General features: G+C 70.9%; 9 protein-coding genes. 5 read left to right on the forward strand and 4 right to left on the reverse strand.

From position 1 onward, the window contains the following. Positions 1-2 precede the first annotated feature (2 nt). The 3 genes from ACW5F0_RS08960 to ACW5F0_RS08970 form a co-directional block, all read right to left on the reverse strand. Positions 3-2,519, reverse strand: coding sequence for an ATP-binding protein (locus ACW5F0_RS08960; RefSeq protein WP_456999578.1), 2,517 nt, complete (start codon positions 2,517-2,519; stop codon positions 3-5). Positions 2,520-2,551: 32 nt separating this feature from the next. Then, positions 2,552-4,414 (reverse strand): EAL domain-containing protein, encoded by a 1,863-nt coding sequence (locus ACW5F0_RS08965; RefSeq protein ID WP_456963605.1) that lies wholly within the window; start codon positions 4,412-4,414, stop codon positions 2,552-2,554. A 108-nt stretch (positions 4,415-4,522) separates the two neighbouring features. Beyond that, positions 4,523-5,104 carry a DUF4126 domain-containing protein gene (locus tag ACW5F0_RS08970; RefSeq protein ID WP_456963606.1) on the reverse strand — a complete coding sequence of 194 codons (582 nt, stop codon included), beginning with the start codon at positions 5,102-5,104 and terminating at the stop codon, positions 4,523-4,525. Between the two features lie 89 nt (positions 5,105-5,193). Here ACW5F0_RS08970 and ACW5F0_RS08975 point away from each other — a divergent pair, with 89 nt between their 5' ends. The 4 genes from ACW5F0_RS08975 to ACW5F0_RS08990 are packed head-to-tail and all read left to right on the forward strand — an operon-like array spanning position 5,194 to position 8,304. Beyond that, entirely contained in the window at positions 5,194-5,964 is a 771-nt protein-coding gene (locus ACW5F0_RS08975; protein ID WP_456963607.1) for a DUF6776 family protein, read from the forward strand. Between the two features lie 32 nt (positions 5,965-5,996). After that, on the forward strand, positions 5,997-6,377 hold the full coding sequence (erpA, locus tag ACW5F0_RS08980; protein WP_456999580.1) for an iron-sulfur cluster insertion protein ErpA: 381 nt from the start codon (positions 5,997-5,999) through the stop codon (positions 6,375-6,377). Further along, positions 6,374-7,297 carry an NAD(+) diphosphatase gene (gene nudC / locus ACW5F0_RS08985; protein WP_456963609.1) on the forward strand — a complete coding sequence of 308 codons (924 nt, stop codon included), beginning with the start codon at positions 6,374-6,376 and terminating at the stop codon, positions 7,295-7,297. The genes erpA and nudC overlap by 4 nt, the downstream gene beginning before the upstream one ends. 44 nt (positions 7,298-7,341) lie before the next feature. Next, positions 7,342-8,304, forward strand: a complete 963-nt coding sequence (locus ACW5F0_RS08990) for a hypothetical protein (RefSeq protein ID WP_456999582.1) — start codon at positions 7,342-7,344, stop codon at positions 8,302-8,304. Positions 8,305-8,415: 111 nt separating this feature from the next. Here ACW5F0_RS08990 and ACW5F0_RS08995 read toward each other — a convergent pair whose 3' ends face one another. Further along, a complete protein-coding gene (locus tag ACW5F0_RS08995) occupies positions 8,416-10,326 on the reverse strand; it encodes an MFS transporter (RefSeq protein ID WP_456963611.1) in 1,911 nt (636 codons plus the stop codon). 113 nt (positions 10,327-10,439) lie between these two features. Here ACW5F0_RS08995 and ACW5F0_RS09000 point away from each other — a divergent pair, with 113 nt between their 5' ends. Further along, a complete protein-coding gene (locus ACW5F0_RS09000; RefSeq protein ID WP_456999584.1) occupies positions 10,440-11,195 on the forward strand; it encodes an ankyrin repeat domain-containing protein in 756 nt (251 codons plus the stop codon). The last annotated feature ends 50 nt before the right edge of the window (positions 11,196-11,245 follow it).

Raw genomic sequence — 11,245 nt, forward strand, 5'->3', positions numbered from 1 at the left:
GCTCAGGCCTGCGCCGGGCTCGCCGCCTTCAGTGCCGCGCGCGCCCGGGTGAATTCGTTGGCCACCAGCGCCACCGCCACGGCGGGGCGCTCGAGCAGGCGCTCGCGGGCGCCGAGCTCAACGCGCTTGGCCGCGGCCGAAAGCGACATCGCACCCAGGTTGGCACTCGAGGACTTGAGCGAGTGCGCGGCGTCGCGCAGGGCCTCGTAATCTGGACCGGTGGCAGCCTGTTCCATGGTGCCGATCAGGCGCGGCGTGTCGGCCAGGAAGACGTCGATCAGGTGGTCGAGGTCGCCGCCAAGCATGGTGCGCAGTTCTTCGAGGATCTCGTGGTCGAGCACCGGCGGCAGCACCGGTGGCACGGATGCGGTGCTCGGTGAGGCCGCGGGCGCGGGCGGGGCGACGGCCATCGGCGGCGTCGACGGGACCGGCACCGGTGCCGGGCTTGCCACGGTCGGCTGCACGGTCGCCTGGAACGCCATCGGCGGCGCGACCGCGTACAGCTCCGGCAGCGGCGGCACGTCGGGCGCATCGGGTTCAAGCACGGGCGGGATCTCGTCCACGACCTCCACGAAGGCCTCCGCGCCATCGCCATGGTCGATCATGTCGCCGGTGTCCGGGTCCACTTCGTACGACTCGCGCTGCGCGGCCAGCGCGGCCGTCTCGGCATTCCACCAGCGCGCCAGCGTCCGCTCGAGCTCGCTGCGGGTCACGGGCTTGGCGAGGTAGTCGTCCATCCCGGCATCCAGGCACTTCTGGCGGTCACCGGCCATCGCGTTCGCGGTCATGGCGATGATCGGCACGTGGCGGCCGTCGCCGGCGGCGGCTTCCATCTCGCGCCAGCGGCGGGTGGCGGTGTAGCCGTCCATGACCGGCATCTGGCAGTCCATCAGCACGATGTCGTAGCGCGAGGCTTCCATGCGCAGGATGGCGGCCTCGCCGTTGCTGGCGGTGTCGCAGGTGATGCCGAGCACCGACAGCAGGCGCTGGCCCACCATCAGGTTCACGGGGTTGTCTTCGACCAGCAGCACGCGCGCGGCGCGCACGGGTGCGGTGGATAGCGGTGGTGTCGTGGCGGTGGCCATCGCGATGGGTTCCCTGGCGGAGTCCGGTGTCTGTGCGACATTCCCGCCCAGCAGGGCGGCGCGGAGATCGGCATCGGGGGCCTGCCGGCTGAGTAGCGTGACGCTGCGTTGCAGTTCTTCGGGGACCGGGTCGTCCCCGTACAGGCAGACCAGCTTGAGGTCGCCGTACACGGCCTGGCGGCCGAGGTTGCGGTGCAGGGCCACCGCGGTGCTGCGCATGCCGGCAAGGTCCGCCAGCACGAGGGAGTAGGCCCAGGGCGCGCCCTGGTTGGCCGCGGCGCGCAGGCGGTCCAGTGCTTCCTGCGTGGTCTCGACCGAGCTCACGCGCAGGCCCCAGTTGGGCAGCAGCATCGACAGGCGCAGGCGCAGGCGCGGATCCGCGCTGAGCAGCAGCAGGCGGCCGCGGGCGGTGCTGTCCTCGGCTGCGCTGGGCATGTCGCCCGCGGCTTTCAGCAGGGGGATCTCGAACCAGAACATCGCGCCGTGGCCGGGCTCGGACTCGACGCCGATGCGGCCGCCCATCAGGTCGACGATGCGCTTGGAGATCGCCAGGCCCAGGCCGGTGCCGCCGTACAGGCGCGTGGTGGAGGCATCGGCCTGGCTGAAGGCCTGGAACAGGCGCGTCTGCGAGCCCTGTGCGATGCCGATGCCGCTGTCGCGCACTTCGAAGCGCAGCTGGTGCTGGGCGGCGGTCTCGCCGATGCGGCGCACCGTCATCGACACCGAGCCGCGCTCGGTGAACTTCACCGCGTTCGACACCAGGTTGCCCAGCACCTGGCGCAGGCGCACCGGGTCGCCGCGCACGGCCAGGCGCACGGCCGGGTCGATGTTGAGGCTCATGCGCAGGCCCTTGCCCTGGGCCGGGCGGTCCAACAGCTGCATCACGCCATCAAGCAGTTCGCGCAGGTTGAAGCCGGTGGTCTCGAGTTCGAGCTTGTCGGCTTCGAGCTTGGAGTAATCGAGGATGTCGTCGACGATGCGCAGCATCTGCTGCGACGAGGTATAGGCGGTGCGCACCAGCTCGGCGTGGTCGGCCTGCAGCTGTGCGTGCATCAGCAGGTCGAGCATCGGCACGATGCCGTTGAGCGGGGTCCGGATCTCGTGGCTCATGGTGGCCAGGAACTCGCCCTTGGCCATCACCGCCGATTCCGCCGCCAGCTTGGCCTGGCGCAGCTGGGATTCGAGCTGGGTGTGGTGGTCGATCTGCGCCTGCAGCTGCTCCATCACCGCTTCGTCGCGGCGTGCGCGCTCGTCGGCCTCGTCCATTTCCTGGTCGCGCTTGCGCACGCTGACGTGGATGGCGACGACCGCAAACAGCACCAGCAGCACCATCACCAGCGCCGCATGCTGCCAAGGGCCTTCGAGCCCGAACACGTCCAGCACCAGGGTCAGCGTGGCGCCTGCGGCCGCACCCAGGGCGAGCCAGCGGAGCATCAGGGCCGAGGGACGTCCGCGTGTCAGCATCGTCAGAGCACCGAGTGGTCGAAGTCATAGTCCAGTCCGCCCGCCGCGTGCTGCACCAGATTGCCCTGGATGAAATCGACGCCGCTCATCCAGAGCGTGGCCGCGGCCTGCGGATCCTCCACCTGCTGGCCGATGACGCACAGGCCCAGGCGGTGCGCGCGCTCGATCGCCTGGCGCATCTCGTCGCGCACCGCGGGATCGTCGAGCTTCTGCGAGTAGCGCGATGCCAGCCGCACGTAGCCCAGCGGCAACTGGCTGAGCAACGCATCGGCCTCGCGGCCGGAGTGGTACTGGCCCAGGCACAGCTGCACGCCCGCGGGGACCATGGCGTCGCAGAACTCGCGCAGGGCGAGGGCATGGATCAGGGCTTCGTCCTGGCGCACGTCGATCACGACCCGTTCGCCGGCGACGCCGTAGGCGGCGAGCATGCCGAGGACATGGTCGGCGTGGCCGTCGCGGGCCAGGCTGCGCGCGGACTGCGATACGAACAGGCGCACCGGCTTGCCCGCCTCCGCGCGCTGGTGCAGCACGGTCACGGCAAGTTCGAGCACGCGCGCATCGATGTCGTGCATGAGGTCGGCGGCATCCGCGGCCGGCAGGAACTCCGCCGCCGGCAGCAGGCTGCCGTCGTCCTGGCGCATGCGCAGCAGGGTCTGGAACTGGGCTTCGTCGCCACCGGCCACGGCGACCACCGGCTGGAACGCAAGCTCGAAGCGGTTGTCGGCAAGCGCCTGGCGCACGGACTCGGCCACGGCCTGGTCGTGGTCGCGCTGGCGTGGCGGCTGGTAGCCGGCCACCGCGGTGGGCTGGGAGCGGGCCTCTCGCAACGCGCGTTCGGCCGCGGCCAGCGCGCTGCTGGCATCGCCATAGGCGTGGGCCAGGGTGGTGTAGCCGACGAAGGCGCGCAGGCGCACGGTTTCGTCCTTCACGGTGAATCCCTCGCGGCCGAGCGCGTCGCGCAGCGCGCGGGCGCTTTCGGGAAGCTGTTCGGCCTCGAGTTCGGCGGCGTGGACCAGGTAGATGCTGTCGCTCAGGCGCGACACGGCGTGTCCGGCGGCGGCTTCGCCGATGCGGCCCGCGGCATCGGTCAGCAGCTGTTCCAGGCCGGCATAGCCATAGCGGTCGCGCAGGGCGCCGACGCCGGCGACCTCGACCATGTACAGCGCGCCCTTGCCATCGCCGGGGATCATGGAGTTCAGCCGCTGCAGCATGTGCGAGCGCGTGTAGAGGCCGGTGACCGGGTGCCGTCCGCCGCCACTGCGCTCGCGCTGCAGCATGCGTGCGCGGCGCACGCGACTCTGCACCGCGGCGATGAGGTGGCGGGGACGCACGGGCTTTGTGAGGAAGTCGTCGGCGCCGGTTTCGAGCGCTTCGAACTGGCGCTCGGGATCCGGGTCGCCGGTGAGGAACACGATCGGCACGTGCCCGTGCAGTTCGTGGTTGCGGATCAGGTTGGTGAGCTCGACGCCGTCCATGCCCGGGATGTGCAGGTCCATCAGTACCAGGTCGGGGCGGAAGGCCTCCAGCGAGAGCATCACTTCGCTTGCCACCGACACCACCGCCGCCTGCATGCCCGCGCCGCAGAGCACGCTCTCGGCAAACAGGGCCTGGCTGAGGTCGTCTTCGACCACCAGTACGCGATAGGGCGCTTCGGTGGTGCCGTCGGGGGCGACCGGCGGAGCCACGGCCGGCGGAGGCGGCTCGGTCGGGGGCGCATCCACGCGCATGGCAACCGGAGGCGCGGCGTCTTCGCACCAGCGGCGCCAGTAGCCGGCCGGCGGGAACTCGGCGCGTGGCGGGACCCCGGGCAGCGGCGCTGTCGTGCCGGTGCCAGCCAGGGACCGTGTGCCGGGTGCTGCGCTCACTGCGGGGCTCCTCCGTGGGCGAAAACGGAGGCCCGCCGCGTCCAGCGCGTCCCCCGAATCGCCAAGCCTACAACGAACCGGAGCCGGGAGCGTGCGAAGCGCGTCGTGTCAGCGCGTGCTGGCCACCGGTGTGCGCCTGAACAGCCGCCGCCAGACCCACCACAGGGCCAGCGCAAGCACCAGGCTCAGCGTCAGCGCGATGCCGAGCGCCAGCAGCGGATTGGCCAGTGCCAAGGCCAGCAGGCCGATGGCGGCGATGTCTTCGGTGGCCGAGGCGCCGAGGTTGCTGAATGGTTCGGGCGAGGCGTTGATCAGCACCCGGCTGCCCGCCTTGAGCGCGTGGCTGCCCAGGGCCACGCCCGCTCCCGTGGCGAGCATGCCAGCCGACAGTTCGCCATCGGGCGACAGTGCGGCGGCGGCCAGGAAGGCACCTGCGGGCACCCGGGCCAGGGTCTGCAGCAGGTCCCAGCCGGAGTCGACCCCGGGGATCTTGTCGGCGAAGAACTCGACCACGGCCAGCACGCCGGAGACGCCCAGCACCCAGGGCGATGCAGTGACTTCAAGCGCTGCGGGAAGGTCCAGCCAGCCGAAGGCACCGGCCAGGCCGACGCCGAACACCGTGAGGTAGACGCGGATGCCGGCCAGCCAGGCGAGCAGGACGCCGGCGGCGAAGAGGTGGGCTTCGGACATGGACGCGCTCCCGGCGGGCTGCGATGGCGCGGAGTATATGCGGGGCCCGGGGCTCCCGGTGCCCGGCCCCGTGGCGCTACCATGCGGGGATGCCCGAGACGCCGCAGTCCGACGAAGCGCCCCCCGCGTCCCCGCCACCCGGGGACCTGCCGCCGCCTGTCCCGGCCCGCGGCGACGCGCCGCCCGAGCATCCGCATCCGCGCGCGCATGCGCTGCTGCTGGTCGTGCTCGCGGCGTGCCTGCTGTTTGGTGTCTGGGGCGCGTGGACGGTGTCCAGCGGTGCAGGGCGCGGTGATGACGCCGTGCTGCGCGCGGAAGTGGAGGACCTGCGGCAGCAGGTGGCCACCCTGGGGCGCTCCGACCAGGTCAGCCGTGATGCCAACCAGGACCTGCAGGGCACGCTCGCCGAGCGCGACGAAGAGATCTCGGCCCTGCGCGCGGACGTCGCGTTCTACGAGCGCCTGGTCGGCAGCACCAGCCAGCGGCGTGGACTGACCGTGCACGGCCTGCGGCTGCAGTCGCAGGGCGAAGGCGCCTGGCACTTCATCGCCACCCTGACCCAGACCCTGAACCGGGCGGCGGTCAGCAGCGGCAGCTTGACCGTGACCGTGGAGGGTTCGCGCAACGACAGCCTGGAGCGCCTGGCCTGGACCGACCTGCGCCAGCTCGAGGATGCGCCGGGCGTGGAGTATTCATTCAAGTACTTCCAGCAGGTCGAAGGCGACCTGATGCTGCCGGCGGACTTCAAGCCGTTGCGTGTGATCGTGCGCCTGGCGCCCTCCCGCGGCGCCGCGGTCGAAGAGTCGTTCACATGGGCCGAGGCCGTCGCAGCGACGCCGCGTTCCGCGCCGGACGCTTGAAGCCCGTCGCGGCACCCCCCATGCTTGACGGCATGAGCAGCATCACCACGATCGATCTCTCCGCCCCCGGCTACCAGGCGCTCGAGCGCCCGCTGGACTTCACGCCCGCGGCCGCGGCCAAGGTGCGCGAACTCATCGCCGAAGAGGGCAACGCCGCCCTCAAGCTGCGCGTCTACATCCAGGGCGGTGGTTGCTCGGGCTTCCAGTACGGCTTCGAGTTCGACGAGGAGCAGGGCGAGGACGACCTGGCCGTGGCCACCGACGGCGTGACGCTGCTGGTCGATCCGCTCAGCCTGCAGTACCTGATGGGTGCGGCGGTGGATTACGTCGAGAGCCTGCACGGCGCGCAGTTCACCATCCGCAACCCGAACGCGAAGTCGACCTGCGGCTGCGGAAGCAGCTTCACCGCATGAGTCCGCGGCGCGCCGCGCCGTTCGCCTTCGTCGAGGCGCCGCTGGACCGCGCCGAGAACCTCCGTGACGACCGCGAAGCCCTTGCCCGGCTCTGGGCTGGTGGCCGCGCGCTTGTGCTCGACGCGCAGGGCTGCGCGCGGTCGACGGATGACGGTGCGCTGCTTGCCCTGCGCGCGGCGGACCTGGGCGATGCCCCCGGCGATGCGCTGTTCCTCGGCCTGCGCGGCGAGGAAGGCTGGTTCGCGCTTCGCGAAGAAGACATCGCTGCTGCGGATGCAGGAACTCCGGCTGCCAGCGCGTCCGCGGGGCCGCCGCGCATCGACCTGCGCAGCGCGGCTGCGCAATGGCCCGACTTCGAGGCCACCGCCTTCGCCCAGGCGCGTGCGGTACTGCACTGGCGCGCGCGGCACCGGTTCTGCGGCGCCTGCGGCGGCGTTCTGGAGTTCCTGCGCGCTGGCTGGCTCGGCCACTGCGGCGCCTGTGGGCTCGAGCATTACCCGCGCACCGATCCGGCGATGATCGTCGCCGTCAGCGACGGCGAGCGCCTGTTGCTGGGCCGCGGGCCGGGCTGGGCGCCGCGACGCTATTCGGTGCTGGCCGGCTTCGTGGAGCCGGGCGAATCGCTGGAGCAGACCGTGGTGCGCGAGGTGTTCGAGGAATCGTCGGTGCGCGTGCGCGCCTGCCGTTACCTGGCGTCGCAGCCGTGGCCGTTCCCGTCGTCGCTGATGCTCGGCTTCGAGGCCGAGGCTGGACCCGACGAACCGCACTGCCCCAGCGATGAGCTTGAGGACGCGCGCTGGTTCAGCCGCGACGAGGTCGGGGCCGCGCTGCGCGGCGAGTCCGGGCCGGAGGGCCTGTTGCTGTCGCCGTCGATCTCGATCTCGCGCTGGCTGATCGAGCGGTGGCACGCCGGGAGCTGAGCGCCGGCACCGTCGCGCGCGGTCGCTGGCGCTAGAATCGGGGGATGTTCTCGACCCTCTTCGCCGTGGTGGTCGCGCTGGTGCTGGGGCACTTGGCGCCTTCGTTTGCTTCCGCGGTGCGCGACGACGGCTGGTACCGCGCGCTGCTGCAGTGGCTGGACCGCCGCTTCCGCGACGACGGCTTCTGGCGCGGCCCCTGGGGCCTGCTGCTGGCGCTGGTGCCGGTGGTGCTGCTGGTCGGCCTCGTGCAATGGGCGCTGGATGGCGTGATGTTCGGGCTGCCGGCGCTGCTGTTCGGCGTCGCGATGGTGTTCTACGCCTGGGGGCCGCGCGACCTCGACGTGGACGTGGCCGCGGTGGTCGATGCCGAGGATTCGGCCGCACGTGGCGAAGCGCTGGCGCGGCTGCGGCCCGCGGCCGCGAGCGGTGCCGCGGACGGCGGCGACGATGTCGGTCGCGTCTTCATCGCCGCGCTGCGGCGCTGGTTCGGCGTGCTGTTCTGGTTCGTGGTGCTGGGCGCGGTCGGCGCCCTGCTGTACCGCCTGGTCGCGATCGCCGCCGAGGACGAGCCCGCCCTCTACCTGCCCGAAGGAACGGTGGATGGCGCGCGCAAGCTGCTGGTGCTGCTCGACTGGCCGGTGGCGCAGCTGATGGCGCTGTCGCTGGCGCTGGTGGGCAACTTCGACGTCGTGGTGTCGGCCTGGAAAGCCGCCGGGGGTGCGGGTCTGCGCCTGGCCACCCGCGTGCTTGCCGCCGCCGGTCGCGCCAGCGTGCGCTGGGAGCTGGCGGAAGAGTTGCATGAGTCCGCGGACGCGTTCGCCGCGGCCTCCGCGAGCGCGGTCGATCCTGGCGGTGCCGGCGTGCCGCCCGTGGGTTTCACCACGGGTGACGTACTCGATGTTCCGCTGGCCCAGGCCATGCGCGATGCGATGTCCCTGGTCTGGCGCGTGCTGCTGGCATGGCTGGCGGTGCTGGCCCTGTTCGTCGTCGCCGGCTGGGTCAACTGACGCTTTTTTGTGGGAGCGGCTATAGCCGCTATCAACCACCGGAGTGACCCGGCGATCGCGGCTGTAGCCGCTCCCACACACGAGCGCCGCGCTGGCGCGCTGCATGGGAGCTCAGGGATTGTCGCCGCGCAGGGCGCGCACCCTCGCCTCCAGCATCGGGGCGTCGGCTGCGGCACCGGGAACCGGTGCGTCGGCCATGACCGCCACGTGGGCGCGGAAGCGGCGCGGCACGCGCATGCGGGCCATCCGCCCGCTGGCGGCGGATGCACTGCGACGGCTCCACATGCTGCTCCACATGCCGCGCAGCGCCATCGGCACCACCGGCACGGGGCGCCGCTGCAGGATGCGCTCGACGCCGGATTTGAACGTCGTGATCGCACCGTCCGTGGTCAGCCGGCCCTCGGGGAAGATCAGCACCAGCTCGTCCGCCGCCAGTGCGGCATCGATGGCGTCAAACGCGCGGTCCATCATCGCCCGGTCTTCCCGCGGGCTCGCGATCGGGATTGCGCCCGCGGCACGGAAGATCCAGCGCATCACCGGGATCTGGAAGATCCGGTAGTACATGACGAAGCGCACCGGTCGCGGGATGCTCGCCGCCAGGATCAGCGCGTCCATGTAGCTGACGTGGTTGCAGACCAGCAGTGCCGGGCCTTCGTCGGGCACGTGGCGCTCGATGCCGTGCAGCTCCAGCCGGTAGAGCGTGCGCACCAGCAGCCAGCTGACGAAGCGCATCGCGAACTCGGGCACGATGGTGAAGATCCACGTGGCCACCAGCAGGTTGGCGATCGCCACCGCCAGGAACACCTGCGGAATGCTCCAGCCCAGCACCTGCTGCAGCGCGAGGCCGATGACGGCCGCGGCGACGATGAAGGCCGAGTTCTGGATGTTGAGGCCGGCGAACACGCGCGCCATTTCATGCTTCGGCGTACGGCTCTGCACCAGCGCGAACAGCGGCACGATGAACAATCCGCAGGAAAAGCCGATGCCGGTGAGGTCGATGGCGATGCGCCAGCCGTTGTCGCCGGCGAGGAAGCCGGCGATGTCCAGCCCCGCCTGCGGCGCCAACCCGCTGCGCGCGAAGTACAGGTCGAGCATGAAGGCGCTGATGCCGAGCGCGCCCAGCGGCACCAGGCCGATCTCCACCGTGCGCGCGGACAGCTTCTCGCACAGCAGCGACCCCGTGCCCACGCCGATCGAGAACAGCGCCAGGCCAAAGATGTAGAGGCTGGTCGAACGCTCCGGTGCACCCAGGTGCAGCTCGGCATAGTTGGGCAGCTGCGCGGTCAGCACCGTGCCCACGAACCAGAACCACGACACGCCGAGGATCGCGTTGCGCACCGCCGGCGTGCGCCGGGTGAGCTTCCAGATCCGGACCGATTCCGGCACCGGGTTCCAGTTGACCTTGAGCTCCGGTGCGCCGGCGTCGACGCGCGGAATCATGCGCGCGACCAGGTTGCCGGCGATGGCCAGCGCGATCACCGAAGCCGCCGCCGCCTCCGCGCCCCACGTGCCCGCGACCTGGAACACCAGGCCGCCGTAGATCATGCCGGCGAGGATCGACAGCGAGGTGCCCATCTCCACCAGTCCGTTGCCGCCGGTGAGCTCTTCGGGCTTCAACACCGCCGGCAGGATCGAGTACTTCACCGGCCCGAACAGCGTCGACTGCATGCCGGTCGCGAACAGCGCCACCAGCAGCAGCGGCATGTTGCCGAGCAGGAAGCCGATCCCCGCCAGCGTCATGATCCCGATCTCCATCGCCGTGGTGATGCGGATCAGTCGCTGCTTCTCCAGCTTCTCGGCGAACTGCCCGGCGATGGCGGAGAACAGGAAGTAGGGCGCGATGAACAGCGCCGGCGCGAGGTTGGTGTAGAGCGTGCGCTGCCCGGCGTCGACGCCGAGGTAGAACAGCAGGCCGATGATGGCCTGCCGGTAGACGTTGTCGTTGAAGGCGCCCAGCGCCTGCACGGCGAAATAGGGCAGGAAGCGACGCTCCCGCAGCAGTTGGAACTGGTTGTACGCCATGCATTCCCCCATCGGTCCGCAGCGAGACTAGCGTCCCGTTTGCCATTCGTGAAGGCGTGCTAGCCTCGCCGGGCGCCATTCAGGAATGCGCCCAGCGACAGGAAGGATCCGTCATGCACAGAGCAGTTCCAGTCCTGGCGGCCGCCGCCGCCATGTTCGTCATGGTTTCATGTGCCGCTGGGCCGAGCAGCGCCAAGGAGGACACCCGGATGTCGGCAGTCGCTAAAACCCCTGATACCCCTTTCAAGGATCCTGCGGTACGGCCGATAGCCGATGCCGTGGCATCCGGTGATATATCGCGCATCCGCGCCCTGGCTCCCACAAGTGATCTTGCCGCTCACGGCGAGGACGACGTCACCCTCCTGGAGTGGGCGATCTGGAACCGGCAGCCGGAGGCGCTCGCGGCCCTGCTCGACGCCGGCGCGGATCCGTCGCAGCCCGGGATGGACGGCGAGACCGTCGCGCACATGGCCGCCATGGTCGACGACGCGCGCTACCTGCAGGTGCTCATCGACCACGACGCGCCGGTGGACATCGTGGGCGCGCGCGGTGGCCGGACTCCGATCTTTCGCGCCGTGCTGCATCGACGTGATCCGCAGGTCGCCATGCTGAAGGCCGCCGGCGTCGACCTGCAACGCCAGGATTCCATGGGCAACGGGCTGCTGCACGTGGCCGCGAGCGTCAACGACGCGGGTCGGGTGCTGGAGCTGCTCGACGCGGGGGTCGCCCCCGACGCGGAGAACAGCCGCGGCGACACGTTCCAGGTCGCGCTGTTCGCCGGGTCCGATGCGCGGCTCAACGCGCAGACCCGCGCTGCGCGACAGGAGGTTCGCGAGTGGTTGGCGGCGCGGGACATTCCGCAGCCCTGATCCACCGACCGCAGTCAGGACAGGACGACCTGGAAGGGAGCCGCGATGGA

It is taken from the genome of Luteimonas sp. A534 (assembly GCF_054072805.1).

What these genes read in the sequence shown, in the direction of transcription:
- ACW5F0_RS08960 (WP_456999578.1), bottom strand. Translation starts at nt 2,519, where the DNA reads ATGCTCCGCTGGCTCGCCCTGGGTGCGGCCGCAGGCGCCACGCTGACC.
- ACW5F0_RS08975 (WP_456963607.1), top strand. Translation starts at nt 5,194, where the DNA reads ATGCCCGAGACGCCGCAGTCCGACGAAGCGCCCCCCGCGTCCCCGCCA.
- erpA (WP_456999580.1), top strand. Translation starts at nt 5,997, where the DNA reads ATGAGCAGCATCACCACGATCGATCTCTCCGCCCCCGGCTACCAGGCG.
- nudC (WP_456963609.1), top strand. Translation starts at nt 6,374, where the DNA reads ATGAGTCCGCGGCGCGCCGCGCCGTTCGCCTTCGTCGAGGCGCCGCTG.
- ACW5F0_RS08995 (WP_456963611.1), bottom strand. Translation starts at nt 10,326, where the DNA reads ATGGCGTACAACCAGTTCCAACTGCTGCGGGAGCGTCGCTTCCTGCCC.
- ACW5F0_RS08990 (WP_456999582.1), top strand. Translation starts at nt 7,342, where the DNA reads ATGTTCTCGACCCTCTTCGCCGTGGTGGTCGCGCTGGTGCTGGGGCAC.
- ACW5F0_RS08970 (WP_456963606.1), bottom strand. Translation starts at nt 5,104, where the DNA reads ATGTCCGAAGCCCACCTCTTCGCCGCCGGCGTCCTGCTCGCCTGGCTG.
- ACW5F0_RS09000 (WP_456999584.1), top strand. Translation starts at nt 10,440, where the DNA reads ATGCACAGAGCAGTTCCAGTCCTGGCGGCCGCCGCCGCCATGTTCGTC.